Source organism: Chloroflexota bacterium, from assembly GCA_016219275.1.
In the GTDB taxonomy this organism is placed as follows: domain Bacteria; phylum Chloroflexota; class Anaerolineae; order UBA4142; family UBA4142; genus JACRBM01.
Window position 1 is genome coordinate 20,035 of record JACRBM010000088.1, and the last position, 21,436, is coordinate 41,470.

The following is a 21,436-nucleotide window of genomic DNA, read 5'->3' on the forward strand; positions in this document are numbered from 1 at the left end:
ACTCACTCAACCACACTGAACGGCGCGAGCGTCACCGCGTCCGCGATTGGGTTGCCGCGTGCGTCGAGAATCATCGCGCGCCGCATCGTTTGCGCGTCGTACGCGCCCACGCGAATCTGGTAATCGTTCGCGATCGGCGCGTCCGCCGGAACGGTCAACACAATCGCGTCTGCGATCATTTGGCGCGGTTCCCACTTGCTCGTCGGCATTTTGCCGCGCCGTGGTTCGCCGTCGAACTGCGCGATCAATTTTCCGTCCGGCGAAACGAGATGCGCGAAGAATGTGTAATTCGTTTCCATCGTTTCCGCGCCGCGCCAGTACAACGCCACGACAATGGGCTGACCGCGTTTCACCGTCGCGCGCGCAAGCTCGAATCCTTCGAGTTCCATCGGCGCGTCGAATTTTGCCGGGAGTGCGGGCGTTGCATGCGTTGCGACAATCGGCTCGACCGCGATTTCAACCGGGCGGCGTTGCGCGTCGAAATAGTACACGAACGCGTTCGCGTGCTCGCGCAAGCGCGCGTATTGATCCCAGCCGCCGACCGAAATGCCGCGACCATAACGCGTGAAAAACATTCCCGACAACCCGCCCGTCACCGGCGTGATTGGGTCAACAAAGTACAACCGCGTGTCCGGCGGAAACGTCGCGTGCGCGCGTTGAATATCGTTGAACGGCACGCGCAATTGCCGCGCCCACTCGGCGGCATCGCGCGCGGAGGTATCGAGCGCGAACGCATTGCCGAGCGCGAGCAAAGCCAGCAAACCCGCGGCGATGCCGCCGCGCGGCAAGCGCGCCGACGCAAAATCGAAAATGAGCGCGAGGAAAATCGCGGCGGACATGATGGGCAGATAAAGGTAACGATGTTCGATGAACGGAAACGGCAATACCGGCGCGAGCGTAACCAACGTAAAGAGACACAGCAACAGCAACGCGCGATGGCGTTTCCGCGCGAGGACAACGACGAGCAGGATCAGCGCGACGACGACCCAGCCGTACGTGATGAATGTGCCCGCTTCTTCTACGTTGTAATCAATCGAAGGAAAATCGCCCCAGGGAAAAAAGAAGAGGACGAGGTACTGCAAAAAAATAAACGCCATCTTGACGCCGACTTGCCAACCGAACACGCTCGCAAACGTGTGCGTGCTTTGCGTCGTGTATTGAATCAGCGCGAAAATTCCGGCGAGCACGCCAAAAGATGCGTAGCGTCGAATCGTGCGCATCCAATCGAACGGTTGCCGCGCGATCCACAGCTCGACGAGAAATAAAATCGGCGGAAGCGTGAACGCGGTTTGTTTGCTCATCAGCGCGAGTGCGAACATCACGAGCGCGAACGCGTAATGTCGCCGTGTCCCGCGTTCGAGGTACGTCAGCCAAAACCAGACGCTCGCCAAGTACGGCATCGTCGCGAGCGGGTCTACGATGCCAACCCAATTGACGCCGGAAATGTACACGGTAAACGTCGCGAAGAAAAACGCGCTCGCCAATCCGACGAACCGCTTTTGCGTTACCCGTCCAACCAGCGCGCCCAGCAAGAGTGTGTTGATCGCGTGCCACGCGATGTTGACGACGTGATAGCCGTTCGGATTGCCACCGAAAATCTGCCACTCGATGAACCACTGAATCGCCTGGAGCGGACGGTACCACACTGTCCACACGCGCGGATCAAAAATCTCGACGAGTGCGTTCGCCCAATCCGTTCGCCCGGCTCGTTCGACGTAAATCCAATCGTCAAGATAAAAACCCATCCGCAATCCTGGATGGTAACTGACGAAAATCATCGCGCACAACACGAATGCGCCCGTGAGATAGATCTTGCGCGTCATTTTGTTTTCCATCAATGTGCGCCGAGTATAGCAGAGAAAAACAGCCGAGACAAATTCAAGCACGCGACTGCCGACTGCCGTAAGAAAATCGCGAGGGTGTGCGTCAAGTTTTTGAGTGGTGAAAAAACCTTGCGAAGGTTGAACGGCAATCCTATTTGATTTGTCGTCAAAACCTTTGCAAGGTTGAGTGTTCCAAAATTTTGACGGACACCCAAATCGCGACAACCATTTGAACGCATAACGAATCCGCGTTATAATTGGCGTGTCGGAAACCTAGCGGCGGTCGGCGCTGTGCCGTCGTCCGTCTCTCGAGAGGAGCAACGATGGAAGACAACATTTTCTGGCTGGGGCACGATTCGTTTCGTTTCAAAGGGGAAAAAGTTGTGTACGTGGATCCGTGGAAACTTGCGGCGGACGCGGAAAAAGCAGACGTGATTCTCGTGACGCACGATCACCACGATCATTTTTCCAAGGACGACATTGCCCGCCTCTCGAAAGCGGACACGATCATCGTCGCGCCTGACGCGGTGACGAAACAACTGAGCGGCACAGCGACAACCGTCAAACCCGGCGATCATCTCACCGTCGCCGGCATCGCGCTAGAGGTTGTGCCGGCGTACAATCCGAACAAACGCTTTCATCCCAGGTCGGCGGGATACGTGGGCTACATCGTCACGTTGCAAGGCAAACGCATCTACCACGCGGGCGACACCGATTTGATTCCGGAGATGGCGCACATCAAAACCGATATCGCGTTATTGCCGGTGAGCGGCACGTACGTGATGACCGCACTCGAAGCCGCCGAAGCTGCGAACACGCTCAAACCCGCGCTCGCGATACCCATGCACTGGGGCGATCCCGCCGTCGTTGGCACGCGGCGCGACGCGGAAGAATTCAAACGCTTGGCAACCGTGCCGGTCAAGATTCTCGACAAGTCAAAATAAAAACAACCGACCTCCTGCAAAAAACAGGAGGTCGGCGCTTGGTTATGCTCCCTCGTCCGAATTCATCTTTTTGCTTAACCACTCACGAATACGAGTGCTGATCGCCCTGGGCAGTTCGCTGATCGGTCGCGTGCGCATAAAGACAAACCAGTAGATAAACCCGACCAGGACCGCGCCGCCGACAATGTTGCCGAGCGTCGAAGGAATCAGATTGTTCATCACGAACGCGACCCAGTTCAGATTCGTCAGTTTATCCGCGCTCAGCCCGGCTGCCTGCACGACGGCTGGCTCGTTCGCCAAAAAAATGCCGAGCGGAACAAAGTACATATTCGCGATGCAGTGTTCCATCCCCGCCGCGACGAAGGCGGTGATCGGCGGGATGATGCTCAGAATCTTGTCCGTGTTACTGCGCGCGCTGTACGCCAGCCACACTGCGAGACACACCAACGCGTTCGCGATGATCCCGCGCACGAACGCGACCTCCCAGGTCAGGTTGACTTTGGTGTTCGCGAGTGCGAGCGCATTCGCGCCCACTTTGAAATTGTCCGCCGTCCATTGCAATGACCAATAAATCGCCAACGCAGTGAGCGCCGCGCCGACGAAATTACCGATGTAGACGAGCACCCAATTGCGCGCGAGTTCCTCGATACGCACTTTGCGCGCGGCGAATGCCATCACGATCAAGTTGTTGCCGGTGAACAATTCCGCGCCCGCGATCACGACCAGGATCAATCCCAGCGAAAACGCCGCGCCCGCCAGCAACCGATTGATGCCATACCCCACCCCGGTATCCGTGCTCACAATCGTCGAGAACAGCGCGCCGAGCGCGATGAACGAGCCAGCCAAAATCGCGAGCACAACCGTATTTGCCGCGCTCAAGCGCACTTTTGCCAAGCCGATCTTTTCCGCGCGCTCCGCCATCTCCATCGGCGAGTACGGATCAATTTGCACTATGACATTGCTATCGTTCATCTTCGTCTTCCTTTCATTATTGTGAAAATAGTCACAATACGTATTGTATTCGACTTGCAAAAAAAGTCAACCGCGCTGTCGCAGGATCGAGCCTTGCGAAGGTTGCCAACCACTTTACCAAGACCTCGCGCGACGATACCAAATTCGATTTCAAGAGAATTACGCCTTCAAACCTTCGCAAGGTTGGGCTACCAATTTTGTCCAAACACGGTGCGTGTGCTATACTTGAAACGCGCGGTCGCGCGCAGATTTCAAAGGAGTATTCAATTATGGGCGCTATGGCGCAACTGAATCTAGTGGACCCAGCCGTTGCCGCGATTATCGAGCAGGAATGCCGGCGACAAAAAGAGGGGTTGGAACTCATCGCCTCCGAGAATTATGCGAGTCGCGCGGTTCTCCAAGCGGTCGGCTCGGTACTGACGAACAAGTACGCGGAAGGGTACCCCGCCAAGCGGTACTATAACGGCTGCGAGTACGTGGATCAAACCGAGACGCTCGCCATCGAACGGGCGAAAAAATTATTCGGCGCGCATCACGCGAACGTACAACCGCACTCGGGTTCGCAAGCGAATCTCGCGGCGTACCTCGCATTGATCAAGCCGGGCGACACGGTGCTCGCGATGAGTCTCGCGCAAGGCGGACACCTCACACATGGCGCGCCGGTCAACTTGTCGGGGCAACTGTACCATTTCATCGGGTACGGTGTGAATCGCGAAACCGAAACGTTGGACTATGACGAATTGGCGCGTCTCGCCGAAACGCATCGCCCTAAACTCATCGTCGGGGGCGCGACCGCATACCCGCGCGCGTTTGATTTCGCGCGGATGCGCGCCATCGCGAATTCGGTCGGCGCGCGGTTGATGGTAGACATGGCGCACATCGCCGGTTTGATCGCGGGCAAGGTTCATCCCGATCCGGTGCCGGTCGCGGATGTCGTGACGACAACGACGCACAAAACGTTGCGCGGTCCCCGCGGTGGAATGATTCTCGCCACCGAAGAATTCGGCAAGGCGATTGACAAAGCCGTTTTTCCCGGCACCCAAGGCGGTCCACTCGAACACGTCATCGCGGGCAAGGCGGTCGCGTTGAAAGAAGCGCTCGATCCGTCGTTCGCCGAGTACCAAAAGCAAATCGTCAAGAACGCGCGCGCGCTCGGCGAACAACTCGCCGCGCGCGGCATTCGCCTCGTGTCCGGCGGCACCGACAATCACTTGCTCCTGGTGGACTTGACGAAGCAAGGCGTGAGCGGCAAGGACGCGGCGAATACGCTGCAAAGCGTCGGCATCACGTGCAACAAAAATCTGATTCCATTCGATCCGCTCGCGGCGACCATCACGAGCGGCGTGCGCATCGGCACGCCGGCGGTGACGACGCGCGGCTTGTGCGAAGACGATTTGCGTCAAGTCGCGGATTGGATTGCCGATGTGGTCACGCACATGGACGACGCGGCATTGCACGCGCGCATTCGTGAAGCAGTGCGAAACTTTGCCAGCCAATTTCCGATGCCAGGAATTGACGGATAACGCAAAAAACGGGGCGCGGTGACTCGCCTCGTTTTTATTTAGCGCGCGCCATTTGCCCGCGCCCGTGATGTATGCTATATTCCACCGCGAAGCAATCAGTCGCATTCGGAGGTGTGTATGATTGGGCGTTTGATGCGCGCGCTCGCGCCGTGGTTCGTGCTCGCCGGGCTGACAACACTTGCATGTGATTTGACGACGCTGGGACTCGGCGCTCCATCCAAGCCGCAAGTTTTGATTCAAGCCCCGGCATCGAACAGCCAATTTCGCGACGGCGAAGAAATCATCGTGCAATCCACCGCGACCGATGCGAGCGGCATCACGCGCGTCGAACTCGCCGTGGATGGCGCGAGCGTGGAAACATCCGCGCCGCCGATTGTGCAAGGTCAAGCTTCGTTCACGGTGATTCAACGTTGGAAAGCGACGACCGGTTCGCACACGCTCACCGTGCGCGCGTACAACGCGTCCGGCGCGGCGAGTGATCCAGCGTTAGTGACAGTGAATGTCATCGCCGCCGCGCCGACCTCGCCCATCGCGCCGCCGACGATTCTCGCGCAACCGCCGCTCGGCAGCACACCTGGGCTAGGCGTCGTCCCGACATTGCCGCCGAGTGAAACGTCAACGCCGCTCGGCGCGACGCCCACGCGCACGCGCACGCCGACGCCGCGTCCGACGAACACACCCGCCGCGCCGCCCGGCGTTTACGCGACCTCGATTCGCGTGGACCCCGCGTCTCCCAAACGCGGTCAAGCGGTTGGCTTTATTGTTACTTTCTTGAACACGACCGGCGCGCCGCAATCGTACCAGTGGCGCGTGCGCATCTTTGAACCGGACAAACGCAACTCGTTTGGTGACACCGCTATCTCAAAAAGCGATATTCCGGTCGGCGCGAACGAACTCCCTTCCATAGTCAATTGGGGCGTGTTCGGACCGACCGGTTGCCGCACGTTTATCGCGCGCGTGTTTTGGGTTGATCCAACCAACAAAAACGAAACTGAATTTCTCAAACCGGACGGGAGCGGTGGACCCGCGACAACCTTCCCGCTCGAATGTCCGTGAGCATGTGACCGGTGATGAGCGAGACCCAGACTTTGGATATTTTGCGTCGGCGTTGGTGGATCGTCCTTGCGATGCCGGCGCTCGCGTTGATCGTTGCCGCGCTCGTCACGTTCGCGCAGAAGCCGACGTACGAAGCGACCGCGACGATAGCGCTTGCGCCCGCTACGCTTTCGATCCCGACGACGAATCAGTTGCCGCCGTACTATTTGACGGTGGATTCGCCGCGCCGCTTGCCGCCGGCGTACACGCCGACATATTACATCGCGATGTTGAAAGACGCCGCGCTGGCGTCCGCCGCGTCCGGTGCGACGATCGCGCTGGGCGTGAACGGCAACGATCGCGCGCTGATCGAAATCACCGCGCGCGGCGCGGACGCGACCCAGGTGGCGAACGCGGCGAACGCATACGCGAACGCGGGCGCGCAACAGATCGAAAAATTGTTACAGCCGAATGACGCCGATGTTGCCGCCGCGCAAAAAAAATTGGATGCGGCGGAACAGGCGCTCGTCAAATTTACGCGCGACCATAATCTGGGCGAATACGATCCGATCAAATTGTCAACGCTCACCGGTCTGTCCACGGACAAGCGGCTCGAACTGAATCGGTTGCTGCGCGAGCGCGACACCGCGGAAACGGTCTATCGCGATTTTGCCGGCGATTACGCGCGCGCGGCGATTCTCGCCGCCGGCGCGTACAAGCCGCGCGTGATTGCCGCGCCGACGCCGACCGTGCCGGTCGCGCCGCAACTCGCGCAGAACGTGTTGATCGGCGCGGCGTTCGGCTTGGTGATTGGAATTCTCGGCGCGTTCGCGGTGGACAGCGCGCAGCGCAAGTACGGCGGTAATTCGGCGCGGTAATTTCTGATGACCAAAACTTGGCGAATAATCGGTGTGATCCTCGCGCTCGCGACGACGGTGTTCGTCCTGCCATCGGCTGCGAGCGTGTGGTTGCAGAACTGGGCAAACGCGCAGATCGCGCGCGCGGCGACATCGCCTCCCGGCAACGAAGCGCTCGGACTGGCGCGGACACAGCTTGAGCAGGCGCGGCAATTTGCGAACGAGCCGCGCCTTTCGCTTGCCCAGGCGCGTCTCGCGCTCGCGCAGAACGACGCGCCCGGCGCGCTCGATGCGCTGGCTCAGGCAGACGCGACCGATTTCATCGCGCCATGGTTGCGCGGGAATGCGGCGTACCAATTGCGCCAAACCGATCTCGCGTTTGCGGCTTGGCGGGACGCGGGCGCGCGCGATTATTTTTCGAATCAAGCGCATCGCGCCTTCGACAAACATCAATGGGAACTCGCCGAGCATTACGCGCGGCTCGCGTTAGGCGTCGCGCCGGAAATTGCCGATTTGCATTTACTACTGGGCGAAGCGATTTCGCGACGCGAGGTGAACGATCCCGAAGCGTGGCGCGAACTTGACCGCGCCGAGGCGCTTGCGCCGAACGACGAATTTCGCGCGACCGTGCTCTCTCGCCGCGCCGAAATGCTCGCCGCGCAAAACAAACTGGGCGACGCGCTCGCGTTGTTTGAACGCGCGATGCAGATCGCGCCGATTGATGCGCGCCCGCGCACCGGGTACGCGTTGACACAACTGCGCCTCGACGCGCGCGCGAAACCGCAAGCCGTCGCGATGCTGACCCAGGTCGTCGGCGATTCGCCATGGTACGTGGCGGCGTACCTCGCGCTCGCGCAACTCGCGGAAAACGATCGCGGCGCGGAGACGTGGCTCCAACGCGGATTGGACCAGAATCCAAACGACGCGCGGTTGTTGTTGCCGCTCGGAGAACTGTACGCGCGGCAAGGGCGCATCACGGAGGCGCGTGCGATGCTCGAACTCGCGCTCAAGCGCGAAACGCGCGTGGACAATCGCGAGGCAATCGCGCGCGCGTTGGAGCAACTCAAGTGAAGGCGACCCGCGTGTGGAAAACGGACGCGACGATCTACGCGCTCACCGCGTTGATCGCGATTGTTTTCGGCGCGTTCGCCGCACTCGCTTCAAGCGCGTGGCTTGGCTTTGTGAGCATCGTCGCGCTGATCGCCCTGCTCGCGTTTGTTTTGCCGCGATCATTCATCGCACCGGCGCTGGTCGGGTTTGCGGTCTTGCAATTCTACCTGACGATTCCTGGCACGGCGGCGACGCTGCGCGGCGCGCTTGTGTTCGTCGCGTGCGTTGCATTGCGCGCGCTGGCGACCCAACCAATCGAGTGGCGCGCCAATCGGACGTGGTTGCTCGCGGCATGCGCGTTTGTGTTCGCCGCGCTCGTCGCCGCGTATGGCGCGCCAAATCGCTACGCCGCGCTCAAAGGCGTGTACGATTGGGGCGCGGTATTTCTCACGATCTTGGTCGCCAGCGCGATTATCACCACGCCGCCGACGCGCGTGCGTATGCTCATCGCGTTGCTTGCGATGGGGACCCTGGAAGCAATCCTGGGTCTAGCGCAAGCCGCGCTCGGCGTCGAGCGCGTGCGCGCCATATTGAGTTTGCCCGGGAGCGAATTGTTTTTTCAACCGAACCTGTTGCGCGAACGGATCGCGGCGATGAGTTTTAATTGGATCGTGTTTGATCGCGTGCTCCCGTTTGGCAATTTCATCAACGGGATTGATTACGCCGTGTTTCTCGCCGCGATGATTGCGCTTGCGCTCGCGTGGCTATTCGCCGAGCGCACGCGCCGCCAAATGATCGCGTTGCTCGCGAGTGTGAGCGCAATGGGCGTCGCGTTATTGCTTACCTTCAAGGGGTCGGGCGTACTCGCGTTGATCGGCGGCGCGTGTGTCATCGTGATCGCGTACGCGCAGCGCTTGTCGCGCCGCGTCGTGATGCTGGGTCTGGCGCTCGGCGTGATTGCGCTCGCGCTCGCCGCGCCGCTCGCCGATGCGCTCGCGCAACGCGCGCTCTTTTTGATTCAACGCGAGTCTGGGTCGGTGTTCACCACGGGACGGCTCGCGATTTGGGTCGAGTTGTTGGACGTGTGGACACGCCATCCCTGGTTCGGCGTGGGGTTGAACAATGCCGAAGGATTCATCGAACCGCTATCGTCGTTGAACGGAGGCGCGTTCACGCTCGTCGTACCGTCGCCGGAAAGCGCGTACGTCGCCGCGCTCGTCGAAACCGGCGCGGTCGGTTTGCTCGCACTCGGCGCGATGTTCGCGTTGACGCTCACGCGCGCGTGGCAACGGTGGCGCGCGTCGCGTGACGCGCTAGACCTGGGAATGCTCGCGGCAATCGTCGCGTGGTTGGTCGGCAATGTGACAGTCGCCGGATTCACGACTGATCAGAATGGAATGGTGTTGGGATTGATGGTGGGAATGTTTTGGGCAAGGCAGGACGCGCGCGTTGGAAACTAGAGAACTCGCGGCTAAACCTGGGATGCACTCGCTCAAACGCATCGCGTCGTTCACGACGATTATCGCCGCGGGATTCGTGCTGGGTCGTGTGAGCGGCTTGGCGCGCGAGATGATCGTCAGCGCGCGCTTTGGTCTTTCCGCCGATCTCGACGCGTACTTTCTCGCCTACGTCGTGCCGACCGTCATCAACAACATTGTCGCCGGCGGTTCGATCACCGTCGCGGTGATGCCGGTCTTTGCGCGCTATCTCGCGCACGGCGACCGCGCCGAGTTTTGGCGCGTCGCGAGTATCATTACCAATTTTTTGCTCGTCGTCACCGGCGCATTGACCTTGCTCTGCATCTTGTTCGCGTCGCCGATCATCGCGATCCTGGGTTCGGGTCTTGCCGCGCCGACCCAAACGCTCGCATCTGCGCTGCTTGTCATTATGATGCCGACGCTGTTCCTGAACGCCGCGCTCAACATGTTGCTCGCGATGCTCAACGCGCTCGATCGGTTTGTGGGACCGGCGTTGATCTATCTCGCGCTGAACGTCGGCATCATTGTCGCGGTCATCGCGCTCGCGCCCGTCATCGGCGTGTACTCGGTCGCGTGGGGCTTTTTATTCGGTGTCGCGTTGCAAACCGCGATTCAATTCGTCGCCCTGCGGCGCGAGCATCCGCAGTTCGCGTGGCAGATTGATTTGCGTCACCCCGCGCTGCGTCAAGTCGCGCTCGCGTTCGTGCCGGTCACCGCGCTCTCAATCCTCGCGCAGATCAACTTTGCGGTAGACAAGGCGATGGCGGGCACGCTCGCGACCGGGAGCATTAGCGCGTTGTCGTATGCCGACACGATCACCGGCACATTTTACATGCTCGGCGTCAGCGTGGGCATCGCGGTGTTTCCCGCGCTCAGTCGCATGGTCGCGATGGACGACCTGGCGAATGCGGCGCATGCGATCACCGCGTCTCTGCGGATGTTGCTGTTCGTCCTCGCGCCCTTGACGTGTTTGCTGATTCTATTCGCTGCGCCGACCATCGGGCTAGTCCTGGGTCGCGGCAAGTTCGATACGAACGCGGTGAACCTGACCGCGCAAGCGTTAGCGATGTACGCGATTGGCTTGATGGCGATTGCGGTCATGTTCGTGCTGCAGCGCGCGTTCTACGCGTTGCGCGACAATGCAACGCCGTTCGTCGTCGGCGCGGTCGGCGCGGCGGTGCACGTTGCCTTGAACTGGGTCTTGATGCGCGATTTTGCGCACGCCGGCATTGCGCTTTCGACCTCGCTCACGGCGATTGCCAGCGCGCTCGTGATGCTCGTGTTGTTAGCGCGCCGCCTGGACGATTTTTCGCTGACGCGCCTGGGACTCTTTTTGCTTCGTTGTGGGGCGCTCGCGGTACCAAGCGCCGCGTTTGTCGCGTGGCTGTTTGCGCTGACCGGGCTAGGCGACGAAACATTCGGCGCGCGCGCGGTCGGTATTGCGTTTGCCGGACTAGGCGGACTGATTTATCTAGGACTCGCGTTCCTGTTGCGCGTGCCAGAAAGCGCGCTACTCTTCAAAACCGCGCGCGATTTGCTGACCAGATTTCCCGTTCGCCGCTAACCATTTCACGATTTACAATTTGCTATTTGCCATCTGCCATTCGCCATTCGCCATCCGCAATTCCTATGAACATCTGTATGTTCTGTCGCATCATGCCCGCGCACGCGATAGGCGGGATGCAAGATCACGTTCAAACATTGAGTGTTGGGCTGGCTCAACGCGGGCATCGCGTCGTCGTCCTCACGAGTTCGCGCACCGATGGCGTCGCGTTTGAAAACGTGCGCGGCGTTGAGATTCATTATTTGCCCAACACACCGAGCGGACGAAATTCGTACGCATACTGGCGTGCGTCCGCGAACAAGTTTGAGAAACTGCACCGGCAATCGCCGTTCGATATTTTGCACAGCCAGAGCGCGGGCGCGTACGGAATTTTCGCGCGCGCGTTGCCGCGAAAATATCGCGTGCCACTCATCGCGTCGTTTCACGGCACGCATTCGGATGTGCTGACGACGAGTTGGCACACTGATTTCAGTTTGACGAATCCGCGTGGCACGGTGCGCTTTATCGCGATCGCACTCGATTTGTTATACCGCTATCTGCGGCGCGATCTGTGGTTCACGCGCGCGATGGACCTACTGATCGCAACGAGCGACGCGGACGCGCACAAGTACCAGGCGCACTATGGCTACCCCGCGTCGCGCATTCGCACGGTGTACAACGGCATTGACACTGACTTGTTTGCGCCGCGCGACGCGAGCGATTTGCGCGCGCACCTGGGAATCGGCGCGGACGAAAAGATGCTCCTCGCGCTGGCGCGGTTGCAAAAAGACAAAGGCGTGCAAAACGCCATCGCGGTATTGGCGCGCGTGCGCGAACAATTTCCCGCGCGCTTGGTCGTCGTCGGCGACGGCGATTATCGCGCTGCGCTCGAACGCATGGCGCGCGACCTGGGTGTCGCCGCGCACACGCACTTTGCCGGCGCGCAAACGCTCGCCGAATGTGCGCGCTATTTCAACGCGTGCGATGTTTTTCTCGATCCGACGCTACGCACCGACGGGTACGACCTGACGATTGCGGAAGCGATGGCGTGCGCCAAGCCCGTGATTGTGTCCGATGTCGGTGCGAACTCGACACTGATAGATGTGGCGACGCAACGCGATGGCATGCTCATCCCGCGCGGCGACAACGATGTGCTCGCGCGCGCGATCACCGGTATTCTCGGTGATGCGCCGCGCGCGCGCGCGATGGGCGAATCCGCGCGCGCGAAAATCGTCGCGCGGTTCAGCATCGCGGCGATGGTGGAAGGCATGGAACGCGTGTATCGCGAGTTGACGCGATGAGCGATAATCGCAATTACATCTGGAGCGACCAGGTTAGCCAGCGCCCCGAATATGCGACGATTCTTGAATGGATTCCGGAACACGCGCGTGTGATTGACCTGGGATGCGGCAACGGTTCGCTTTTGCATTTGCTCAAAACGCGCAAACAGATTGTCGAGTTCGGCATCGAACTTGCGCCAAGCGGCGTCGCGGCGTGCCAGCAGCGCGGCGTGGATGCGCGCGTTGGTCGCATTGACGTGCCGCTCGACGATGTGCCCGATCAATCGTTCGACATCGCGGTGTGCAACGTGACGTTGCAAATGGTGATGTATCCCGAAGTCACGCTACGCGAGATGAAACGCATCGCGCACCAACAAATTATTTCGTTTCCGAATTTCGCGTTCGTGTTGAATCGGCTCGAACTACTTTTCGCCGGGCGCATGCCGCGTTGGGGTTTGTTCGGCTATGCGTGGTACAGCACCGGGCACATTCATCAATTTGCCATTCGCGATTTCCGTGAAACCGCGCGCGCGGTGGGATTGACGATTCGCGCGAGCCGCTATCTGAGCAAGTTTGGCGCGCTGGCGAAGCTCGCGCCGAATTTGCTAGCGCAGACGGCGCTCTTTCGATTGGAAGCGACTCAACCTGATTAGAGTATTGTCGTGCAACGCGTACAACAGACAGTAAATGACTTTTTCAGCCAACGGCGGAAACACGCCGCCGACATCGGCGTGCTTGTCCTGGGTGTGCTCTATGCGCTTGGGTTCAGCATACTCTCGATCCAACGCCACGATTCTTTTAACACCGGACTTGACCTTGCATTGTTCGATCACTATTCGTGGAACCTGGTGGCGGGTTATTTCCTTAGAAATACGATCATTGAACCATCACTCATCTGGAATTATTATTTTTCCCCCTTACTTGTTCTCGTCGTTCCATTTTACGTTCTATGGAGTGACGCGCGCGTTCTGCTGATTCTACAATCGGTCGCACTCGCGTTCAGTGTTCTGCCGATCTACTGGTACGCCAAACATCAGTTAAGCGCAGGGCTTACAGGGCTCATAGCGATTTCGTTTTTCCTACACCCAGTTCTTGGATTTGTAAATCTCTCCCAGTTTCACATCATCGCGCTGACCATTCCACTCTTATCACTGACCCTGTATTTTTTGCTGAAACAAAAAGACCGTCCGTTTCTGGTGTGCGTCCTGCTGTTGCCTTTGGTAAAAGAAGAAGGGGTGCTTGCCGTGTTGGGGCTTGGATTGTATGCGCTTTTCTTTCAACGGAGACGATGGCTTGGCTCAGCGCTCGTTCTAGGATCGATAATTTGGTTCTTGGCGCTGATCAATATCGTGTTTCCGGGGATCACCGGTCGAAGTTATTTCGTAGGGCGGGCGCATCTCTTTGGCGAATTGGGAATGACTTTTCCGGAAATTACCCGAACCATACTTTTCCAGCCCGATCAGGTCTGGTCTATGCTGGTCACGTCGCGCAATTTGGAATTGCTGTGGTGGCTTTTGGTTCCCCTTGCCTTGATCCCTTTGCTCGGCATAGACATCTTGTTGATTGCCGCGCCTCTGTTAGGAATGACCGTGCTAACAAAAACCGCCTGGCTCGAATCGCATTACCCAGCTCCCTTCATGCCGATTATTTATTTTGCGGCGATTGTGGGGTTACGCCGCTGGCGCACCAGGACGCGCCGGTCGGCAATGATTCCCACCGTGCTGCTGGTCTGTTCGAGTTTGGTTAGTTATGCGCTAATTAGTCCCAGCCCACTCGGTGGACGCTTTGACCCGGCGTGGTATGGCGGACTGGATCCCGCCGCGACTGCCTCGTTTCGCCAAGTGCGTCAACTCGTTCCGCACACGGCGACCGTCACAACGCAAGAAGAGTTGTTGCCCCACTTTTCCGCGCGACGAGATGTGTATTCATTTCCGATCGTACCCGATTATCGGCAGATCGAATACCTCGTCGCCAACAAGGGTCTTTTCTTTTTTAATTATCACAAAAAAACCTGGGATGCGTGGATGGCGACCGGTTACTTTGAAACCATTTTCGATCAAAACTCATTTGTGCTCGCGCAACGGCGCACGCCAGTTTACACTACGCGGATTCGATTTGGCGACCATTTATTTTTGCTGGGATATACGGCGACGCCCACCACGACACTCAAAGGCGGCATGACCGTGCGCCCATCAATGATTTGGCAAACCGATCGGTTGACGACAGAACAATCAAAATTCTTGATCCAAGTAGTGGACCAACAAGGACACATTTGGGCGACCAGTTACGGCGAGCCGCAAGATGGCAACTTGCCTACAGCGCAATGGCGCGTCGGCGCACGGATCGGCGACCAGTACCGCTTGAATCTGCCGGTTACCATGCCCGCTGATGAGTACCACCTGGTACTTCAAGTCACCGATTTGAATGGCGCGGCGCGCCAAGCATTTGATTCGCAAAATAATTCGCTGGGACATCTTGTGGTTGTGGCGTCTCTGCCCATCGAAAAGAACAAGCAATCCGTGCTGGGTAGTCAACTCGAAATGGGCAATCGTCTGTTTGCCGATTTTGCCGAAATTCGATTGTTGGGGTTTGAACTCGATCAACACGAATTCAAGCCCGGTCAAATCGTTTCGCTCGGTCTCTACTGGCGCGCGCGCAACCAGCCCCAGGGCGATTATCTCGTGCGAGTCGAATTGCGCGACGATTCTCGAAACGTCGTGTACGCGCAGACACAGCGTCCGGCGCACAACGCGTATCCCACCACCGAATGGGATGCCGGCGAAGTGCTCTTGGATTGGCGCGACCTGACCCTCCCGGAAAAAATTCACCCAGGGACGTACAGCGTGAACGTCGCGCTGGTTCGTGCGCGTGACAATTCGATTCTGGGTCAAGTTGCCCTGACGGACATTCGCGTGACTGGGCAATAAGGGAATTTATATTTGAGCATCGAATCAACCCTCCACCCCGACTATTTGGACGCGCTCGACGCGCGGCTTGCCTCGTTCGACGCGTACATCGAGTACCAAACGCAAGAGGCGCAGCGCGCGCTGCCGTTTCTCGCGCGCTTTTTCGACATTCGGACGGCGCGCGTGTTGGAACTTGGCGCGGGACGCGGGGGCAAAGGCATCGCGTACGCGCACGAAGGAATGCGCGTGACCGCGCTCGACGTGGATGTGCCCGCGCTCGCGCTCGGCGCGCGCGCCGCCGCACAGCATCGCGCGGATATTCGTTTTCTCGCGGGCGATGGCGTGAGTTTGCCATTTCCGTCGGACTCGTTTGACGCGATTTTGCTCGACAGCGTCATCGAGCACGTCCGCGATCCACTCGCCGTGTTGCGCGAGTGCGCGCGCGTGCTCACGCGCGGCGGCTTGGTGTTCGTCGTGTTTCCGCCCTTTTACGGTCCTTTGTCGGGACACATTGACGACTATATTTCGATTCCATGGTTTCATCTGTTGCCGCGTCGTATCGTCGAACGCGCGTTGATGCGCCACAAACCGATTGGTATTCTCACGCCGCGTGAAGCGTTCGAGGTGTACGCGACGCTGAACGGCTTGACGATTTTCAACTTTCGCCGCTGGGCGCGGCGCGCGGGGTTTACGGACGACTATTTTCGCGCGCGTCCGTTTTTGACACATCCCGGCACGCGTTTAACCGTTGGCTTGTTTGACGCGCTCCGGCGTCCGCCGCGCGCGCAAAAAATCCGCGCGGTGTTTCAGCGCGCGCGCCGCGAGTTTACGTTCGGCACGGCATTGCTGTTCGCGTTGCTCGTCGCGCTCGCACCGCTCGTGTTCGTTCCGCTGTTGCAAGAAATCGCGGCAGGCGGCGTCAAGTGTGTGTTGCGGAAATCTTGATGCGAAAGGTGTTTGTTTGAATCGGCAGACAATCGCGCTCGTCGTGCTCGGACTCGCGTTGCGCGTGTTTTTGATTTTCCCCGGACCGTTCGAATCCAAGGTCGAGTTCTTGACGAACAAAGCCGACCTGCGGAATTATTATTGGCCCGCGCAAACCGCGTTACGCGGCGAGAACCCGTACGCGCTCTGGGCGTCCGGCGCGTCCGGCGAATTTCGCTCCGACATGGCACCGCTCGAACTCGCGATCTACGTGGCGACCGTCGCGGTGTGGAATGATCCGCGCGCGCTCCAGGTGTTGTTCGCGTTGTTCGACGCGTTGAACATTGGATTGCTCGGCGTGCTCTTGCAACGTTCGCTCTTGCGCGCGCCATTTCAGATTTTCTACGCGCTCGGTCCGCTCACGCTGTACAATCTGACACTTGTGCCGCAAGACAAGACGATATTACTCACGCTCACTTTCGCGCTGTTCTACTTGCTTACGCAACTCGCAGCACATAATTCGCCATTCGCTATTCGCAATTCGCCATTCGCCATACTCGCCATCATCACCGCCGCGCTCATCGCCGCGTTCAAGTGGTTGAGTGTGTTCTATCTGTTACCCTTGTTGTTGTTCGTCTCGCGCGATGTTCGCGACGTTATCAAGTACAGCGCATTGTTCGGCGTGGTCGTTGCGTTGGCGCATTTGTTCTGGTTTCCCGATTGGTTGATCGTTTACACGTTTCGGTCGGGACGCGTCGTCGCGCCGATGCACATCGCCCCAGCAGTTTTGTTGAACGCGCTCGGTTTGTTCGACCGCACGGTGTTGCTCGGCGCGCTCGTCGTCTCGCTCGGCGCGATCTACGCGCTGTTCTGGTTCAAGCGCATTGACATTCTCGAAACCATCGCGCTGTCCGTGATGGTGGGAATTTTGTGGACGCCGGATATGGACCCGGTGCATCTTTCGATTATCGTGATTCATTTCTTGTTGATCGTAGATTGGACGCGCGGCGCGCGCTGGCTAGCGACCTGGGGCTTGAGCGCGTGGGTCGCGTTCGTTTATGCCGTTTCGACGCGCGTCGGTTTTACGCGCTACGGCTTGCCCGATCCGCGTATTTTCACCGGCGCGTACGGTTCACCGCAAATGATTCTGCTGGCGTACCCATTATTCATCATCGTCCTGGGATTTTATGTGGCGGATAAATTGCGCGGGCGGGTGGTTGGCGAAGGGATCATAACTCAATGAACCACGCGGCGCTGGCTCGCCGGCTCAATCAATTGTTGCTGACGCATCCGTTCAAAGGATCGGTGCGTCTCAAGTTTTTGCTTTGCCGAATTTTGCTTCCCGCGCCCCAGGGTCCTCAGGTAACGCAGACGATTTACGGTTTCCCAATCCACATTGATCCATCCACGGATCGCGGTTTGGAAGAATCGTTGTACTATTGCGGCACGTACGAACCGGGCACCTTGCGCGTAATGGCGGCTTGTTTGCGCGCGGGGGACACGATGATTGACGTCGGCAGCAACATTGGGTTGATGGCAATCTTTGCATCGCGCATCGTTGGCAATACAGGTTGTGTCCATGCGATTGAACCCAACCCGGAAACGATTCCGCTGTTGCGACAAAACATCGCGTTGAATCGCGCTGACAATATCCGCGTGCATGCACTCGCGTTCGGTTCGATGCCGCGCGACCAAGACTTGTATCGCGGCATCGCGTTGAATCGCGGTGCGGCTTCGCTCGTCGCACCGGCGCAACGCGACGCGCCGGTCGCGTCGGTGCGCGTGCAAACGTGCGACGAGTTTATCGCGCAGAATGTCGGCGCGCCGCCGCGTTTCGTCAAGATTGATGTGGAGGGCTGGGAGTTGCCAGTGCTGGAAGGAGCGCGGCAATTGCTATCCATTCCCGCCGCGCCGATCTTGTGTGTCGAGTATAATCGCGCGACACACACTTCGGCGCAGGACCTTCAGGACGTGTACGAACATATCCTCTCGTTCCAGCGATATCAGATATTCAAATTGGCGCACGGCAAAGAAAGTATCGGCAAACTAGTTCGCATCCAGCGTCCCGCCGATTTGCCGGCGCACGATAATTTATTTTGTTTTCTACCCGCCCAGCTCGACCAAGTGCCGCGCGATTTATTCGCGTCGGCGCGCAAATCGAAAATCCCATGAGAATCGCTATTATCGCGAGTGATTACGCGCCGACCATCGGCGGCGTGCAAACGGCGGTGCGTAACATCGCGCATCACGCGGCGGAGCGCGGACACGCGATCACGATCATCAGTTATCAAGTACCTGGGTCGCGCGCGACCGAAACGGTTGATGGCATTGCCGTTCATCGCTTGCCCTGGGGACGACGCCCGGTGTGGTCGCTCCCGCTGCGCGCGGCGCAAACGCTCATCGGCATGGCGCGCGTGCTACGCGCGTTCAAACCCGATGTCGTCTACGTTCATTTCTTGAGCATCAACGCGTTATGGGTATTGCTGTTGCATTACCTGATGCCGTTTCGTCTCGTCGTGTCCGCGCGCGGCAACGACATTCAAGGCATTCCGCAGCGCTCGCGCTTGCAACGCGGGATGCTCGCGCGGCTCTTTGCGCGCGCGGACGCGATTTTGTTTTGCTCCTCGTACGTGCAACGCGATGCCGCGCCGTACTTAAGCCACGCGTCGCCGCGCGCGTTCGTTGGCGTCGTCGGCGACGGGTACGATCCGGCAGAATTCATCGAGCCGAGTCCATTCGTTCATTCTGCGCCGTATCTGCTCGCGATGGGGCGACTCGTTCACAAAAAAGGATTCGACGTTCTGATTCGCGCCTTTGCGCAGATTTCCCACGATTTCCCACACGTGGATTTGCTCGTCGCGGGAGACGGCGATGAACGCACGGCGCTCGAACAATTGATTGACGCGCTCGAAATGCGCGGGCGCATCGTACTTTTGGGCTTTGCCGACCGCCCGACGAGTCTCGCGCTGTTTTGGGGTTGTACGTGTTTTGTGTTATCATCACGACTCGAACCATTCGGCATTGTCGTAGTCGAAGCGATGGCAGCGCACAAACCGGTGCTCGCAACCAAATCTGGCGGCGTCGTAGATTTGGTGCAAGAAGGCGTCAGTGGTATGCTTGTCGCGCCGGATGATGTGGACGCGTTGGCGCGCGGTCTGCGCGCCATGCTCGCCGATCCGGACGCGACGCGCGCGATGGGCGAACGCGCGTTCGCGTCGAATCGAGCGCGCACCTGGGACGCGGTGACGATGGAATTTTTGCAGGTGTTTGAGCGGGTGATGAATCGCTGAACAGTTTGTAGCGAGAGAAATGCAAGACGAGACGATTATCATTTTGGCGAATGCCGAGTGGGACTGGAGCAATCGCGTCAACTGTCATCATATCGCGGCGCGCTTGGCGAAACACAATACGGTTCTGTTCGTGGACACGATTGGCGGACGCACGCCCGCCCCGCGCGAATTCAAAAAGATCGCGCGGCGTTTGCGCCGAATCGCCGGGGGCGTGCGCCAGATCGGCGATGGGTTGATCGTGTTGTCGCCATTCGTGTTGCCGTTTTATCGCAGTGAGTTCGTGCGCCGAATCAACACCCGTTTGCTCGCGTGGCAAATTCGCCGCGCGTTGCCGCGCGGTGCGACGCGTCCGATCGCGTACTTGTTTCTGCCCGCGCTCGTCGGCTTGATCGGCGCGTTGAACGAAAAACTCGTCGTCTATCATTGCGTGGACGTACACGCCGCGAACCCGAACGTGCCGGCGCGCGAGGTGCGCGCCCGCGAGGAACAGTTGTTACGCGCGGCGGATGTCGTGTTCACTTCGGCGGCGACGTTATACGCGGAAAAGCGCGCGCTGAACGCGCACACGTACTATGTGCCGAACGTCGCGGACGCGGAACATTTCGCGCGCGCGCGCGACGCGGCATTGCCGATTGCCGATGCGGTACGCGATCTACCGCATCCGCTCGCGGGGTTTATCGGCAACCTCACCGCGTACAAAGTGGATTTCGATTTGTTGAGCGCGGTCGCGGCGCGCGCGCCCGGATGGACGTTCGCGTTGATCGGTCCGATCGGACGCGGCGATCCGTCTACCGACTTGGCGCGTTTGCACGCGCAGCCGAACATTCGCGTGCTCGGCGAAATGCCGTACGCCGAATTACCGCGAGCGGTCAAAGCGTTCGACGTGTGCTTGATTCCGTTCAACCAAAACGCATCCACGCGCGGCACGTTTCCGATGAAGTTTTTCGAGTATCTCGCGGCGGGCAAGCCGGTCATTGCGACCGATCTGCCGGCGCTCGCCGAGTTTAGTCCATATTTTTACACCGCGCGCAACGCCGACGAATTTCTCGCCGCGCTCGACGCGGCGCAACACGAGGATGCGACATGCATCAACCAACGCATGACCATCGCGCAAAAGTATTCCTGGGACGCGCGCATACGCGAAATCGAAACGATTCTCACGAACGCGCTCGCGGAGCGCGCGCGATGAATGCTTGGCGCGATTTGCAACGCGCGGTCAAACGCGTCGCGGATGTCGTTACCGCGGCGGTTTTGCTGATCGTGCTCGCGCCCGTCCTCGCGTTGATCGCGCTGGCGATTCGCGTGACGAGCGGCGCGCCAGTCTTTTTCGAATGGAACGTCGTCGGCGAAGAGGGACGCGCGTTTACCGGTTACAAATTTCGTACGATGGTCGTCGGCGCGGATTTGATCAAACAAGAATTGTTGCACCTGAACGAAATGCAAGGTCCGGTGTTCAAGATCAAAAACGATCCGCGCATCACGCCCGTCGGTCGCGTTTTGCGAAAATACTCGCTCGACGAATTGCCGCAATTGTGGAGCGTGCTCAAAGGCGATATGAGTCTGGTCGGTCCGCGCCCGCCGCTCGTCTCCGAGTTCGCGGAATTTACCGAAGAGCAAAAACAGAAACTCGCGGTGCGACCCGGCATGACCTCGTTGTGGCAAGTGCGCGGCAAACCGCAAGATTTCGGCGAATGGCTCACACTCGATCTGGAGTACATCGCGCGGTGGTCGCTCTGGCTCGATTTCGAAATTCTGGTGCGGACGTTCTGGGTGGTCATCACGGGAGGCAATCATTGATAGGCACGGCTAGA

18 protein-coding genes are annotated in these 21,436 nt (G+C 59.1%); 16 read left to right on the top strand and 2 right to left on the bottom strand.

Translation table 11 applies throughout. The features are described 5' to 3' along the window. Nucleotides 1-2: 2 nt before the first annotated feature. Nucleotides 3-1,823 carry a glycosyltransferase family 39 protein gene (locus tag HY868_23535; GenBank protein MBI5305124.1) on the bottom strand — a complete coding sequence of 607 codons (1,821 nt, stop codon included), beginning with the start codon at nucleotides 1,821-1,823 and terminating at the stop codon, nucleotides 3-5. Between the two features lie 323 nt (nucleotides 1,824-2,146). Here HY868_23535 and HY868_23540 point away from each other — a divergent pair, with 323 nt between their 5' ends. Further along, the gene (locus HY868_23540; GenBank protein MBI5305125.1) at nucleotides 2,147-2,767 is read left to right on the top strand and encodes an MBL fold metallo-hydrolase; all 621 of its coding nucleotides are present in this window, start codon (nucleotides 2,147-2,149) and stop codon (nucleotides 2,765-2,767) included. Between the two features lie 42 nt (nucleotides 2,768-2,809). On the opposite strand, the gene HY868_23545 is transcribed toward HY868_23540, so the two are convergent. Further along, complete coding sequence (locus HY868_23545; protein ID MBI5305126.1) at nucleotides 2,810-3,739, bottom strand: formate/nitrite transporter family protein; 930 nt, start codon at nucleotides 3,737-3,739, stop codon at nucleotides 2,810-2,812. A gap of 278 nt (nucleotides 3,740-4,017) precedes the next feature. Here HY868_23545 and HY868_23550 point away from each other — a divergent pair, with 278 nt between their 5' ends. The 15 genes from HY868_23550 to HY868_23620 all read left to right on the top strand — a co-directional run bounded on the left by HY868_23550 (nucleotide 4,018) and on the right by HY868_23620 (nucleotide 21,422). Continuing rightward, complete coding sequence (locus HY868_23550; GenBank protein ID MBI5305127.1) at nucleotides 4,018-5,262, top strand: serine hydroxymethyltransferase; 1,245 nt, start codon at nucleotides 4,018-4,020, stop codon at nucleotides 5,260-5,262. Between the two features lie 117 nt (nucleotides 5,263-5,379). After that, the gene (locus HY868_23555) at nucleotides 5,380-6,318 is read left to right on the top strand and encodes an Ig-like domain-containing protein (GenBank protein ID MBI5305128.1); all 939 of its coding nucleotides are present in this window, start codon (nucleotides 5,380-5,382) and stop codon (nucleotides 6,316-6,318) included. 14 nt (nucleotides 6,319-6,332) lie between these two features. After that, entirely contained in the window at nucleotides 6,333-7,175 is an 843-nt protein-coding gene (locus HY868_23560; GenBank protein MBI5305129.1) for a hypothetical protein, read from the top strand. A 6-nt stretch (nucleotides 7,176-7,181) separates the two neighbouring features. Beyond that, nucleotides 7,182-8,225 carry a tetratricopeptide repeat protein gene (locus HY868_23565; protein MBI5305130.1) on the top strand — a complete coding sequence of 348 codons (1,044 nt, stop codon included), beginning with the start codon at nucleotides 7,182-7,184 and terminating at the stop codon, nucleotides 8,223-8,225. Next, nucleotides 8,222-9,664: an O-antigen ligase family protein gene (locus HY868_23570; protein MBI5305131.1), complete on the top strand. Its 1,443-nt coding sequence runs from the start codon at nucleotides 8,222-8,224 to the stop codon at nucleotides 9,662-9,664. Before HY868_23565 ends, HY868_23570 begins: the two co-directional genes overlap by 4 nt. Continuing rightward, nucleotides 9,654-11,246 carry a murein biosynthesis integral membrane protein MurJ gene (gene murJ, locus HY868_23575; protein MBI5305132.1) on the top strand — a complete coding sequence of 531 codons (1,593 nt, stop codon included), beginning with the start codon at nucleotides 9,654-9,656 and terminating at the stop codon, nucleotides 11,244-11,246. Before HY868_23570 ends, murJ begins: the two co-directional genes overlap by 11 nt. 77 nt (nucleotides 11,247-11,323) lie before the next feature. Next, entirely contained in the window at nucleotides 11,324-12,526 is a 1,203-nt protein-coding gene (locus HY868_23580) for a glycosyltransferase family 4 protein (GenBank protein MBI5305133.1), read from the top strand. After that, complete coding sequence (locus HY868_23585; protein MBI5305134.1) at nucleotides 12,523-13,158, top strand: methyltransferase domain-containing protein; 636 nt, start codon at nucleotides 12,523-12,525, stop codon at nucleotides 13,156-13,158. The genes HY868_23580 and HY868_23585 overlap by 4 nt, the downstream gene beginning before the upstream one ends. Before the next feature lie 9 nt (nucleotides 13,159-13,167). After that, nucleotides 13,168-15,432, top strand: a complete 2,265-nt coding sequence (locus HY868_23590) for a DUF2079 domain-containing protein (GenBank protein ID MBI5305135.1) — start codon at nucleotides 13,168-13,170, stop codon at nucleotides 15,430-15,432. Between the two features lie 12 nt (nucleotides 15,433-15,444). Then, nucleotides 15,445-16,356, top strand: coding sequence for a class I SAM-dependent methyltransferase (locus HY868_23595; protein ID MBI5305136.1), 912 nt, complete (start codon nucleotides 15,445-15,447; stop codon nucleotides 16,354-16,356). Between the two features lie 16 nt (nucleotides 16,357-16,372). Then, nucleotides 16,373-17,578, top strand: coding sequence for a hypothetical protein (locus tag HY868_23600; protein MBI5305137.1), 1,206 nt, complete (start codon nucleotides 16,373-16,375; stop codon nucleotides 17,576-17,578). Beyond that, nucleotides 17,575-18,507 (top strand): FkbM family methyltransferase, encoded by a 933-nt coding sequence (locus HY868_23605; GenBank protein ID MBI5305138.1) that lies wholly within the window; start codon nucleotides 17,575-17,577, stop codon nucleotides 18,505-18,507. The genes HY868_23600 and HY868_23605 overlap by 4 nt, the downstream gene beginning before the upstream one ends. Further along, nucleotides 18,504-19,625 carry a glycosyltransferase family 4 protein gene (locus tag HY868_23610; GenBank protein MBI5305139.1) on the top strand — a complete coding sequence of 374 codons (1,122 nt, stop codon included), beginning with the start codon at nucleotides 18,504-18,506 and terminating at the stop codon, nucleotides 19,623-19,625. Before HY868_23605 ends, HY868_23610 begins: the two co-directional genes overlap by 4 nt. Nucleotides 19,626-19,644: 19 nt before the next feature. After that, nucleotides 19,645-20,814 (top strand): glycosyltransferase, encoded by a 1,170-nt coding sequence (locus HY868_23615; GenBank protein ID MBI5305140.1) that lies wholly within the window; start codon nucleotides 19,645-19,647, stop codon nucleotides 20,812-20,814. Beyond that, entirely contained in the window at nucleotides 20,811-21,422 is a 612-nt protein-coding gene (locus HY868_23620; protein ID MBI5305141.1) for a sugar transferase, read from the top strand. Before HY868_23615 ends, HY868_23620 begins: the two co-directional genes overlap by 4 nt. The last annotated feature ends 14 nt before the right edge of the window (nucleotides 21,423-21,436 follow it).

Coding starts and splice junctions, on each gene's coding strand:
- HY868_23545 (MBI5305126.1), bottom strand. CDS start 3,739: ATGAACGATAGCAATGTCATAGTGCAAATTGATCCGTACTCGCCGATG.
- HY868_23555 (MBI5305128.1), top strand. CDS start 5,380: ATGATTGGGCGTTTGATGCGCGCGCTCGCGCCGTGGTTCGTGCTCGCC.
- HY868_23605 (MBI5305138.1), top strand. CDS start 17,575: ATGAACCACGCGGCGCTGGCTCGCCGGCTCAATCAATTGTTGCTGACG.
- HY868_23620 (MBI5305141.1), top strand. CDS start 20,811: ATGAATGCTTGGCGCGATTTGCAACGCGCGGTCAAACGCGTCGCGGAT.
- HY868_23615 (MBI5305140.1), top strand. CDS start 19,645: ATGCAAGACGAGACGATTATCATTTTGGCGAATGCCGAGTGGGACTGG.
- HY868_23550 (MBI5305127.1), top strand. CDS start 4,018: ATGGCGCAACTGAATCTAGTGGACCCAGCCGTTGCCGCGATTATCGAG.
- HY868_23580 (MBI5305133.1), top strand. CDS start 11,324: ATGTTCTGTCGCATCATGCCCGCGCACGCGATAGGCGGGATGCAAGAT.
- HY868_23535 (MBI5305124.1), bottom strand. CDS start 1,823: ATGACGCGCAAGATCTATCTCACGGGCGCATTCGTGTTGTGCGCGATG.
- HY868_23560 (MBI5305129.1), top strand. CDS start 6,333: ATGAGCGAGACCCAGACTTTGGATATTTTGCGTCGGCGTTGGTGGATC.
- HY868_23540 (MBI5305125.1), top strand. CDS start 2,147: ATGGAAGACAACATTTTCTGGCTGGGGCACGATTCGTTTCGTTTCAAA.
- HY868_23565 (MBI5305130.1), top strand. CDS start 7,182: ATGACCAAAACTTGGCGAATAATCGGTGTGATCCTCGCGCTCGCGACG.
- HY868_23585 (MBI5305134.1), top strand. CDS start 12,523: ATGAGCGATAATCGCAATTACATCTGGAGCGACCAGGTTAGCCAGCGC.
- HY868_23610 (MBI5305139.1), top strand. CDS start 18,504: ATGAGAATCGCTATTATCGCGAGTGATTACGCGCCGACCATCGGCGGC.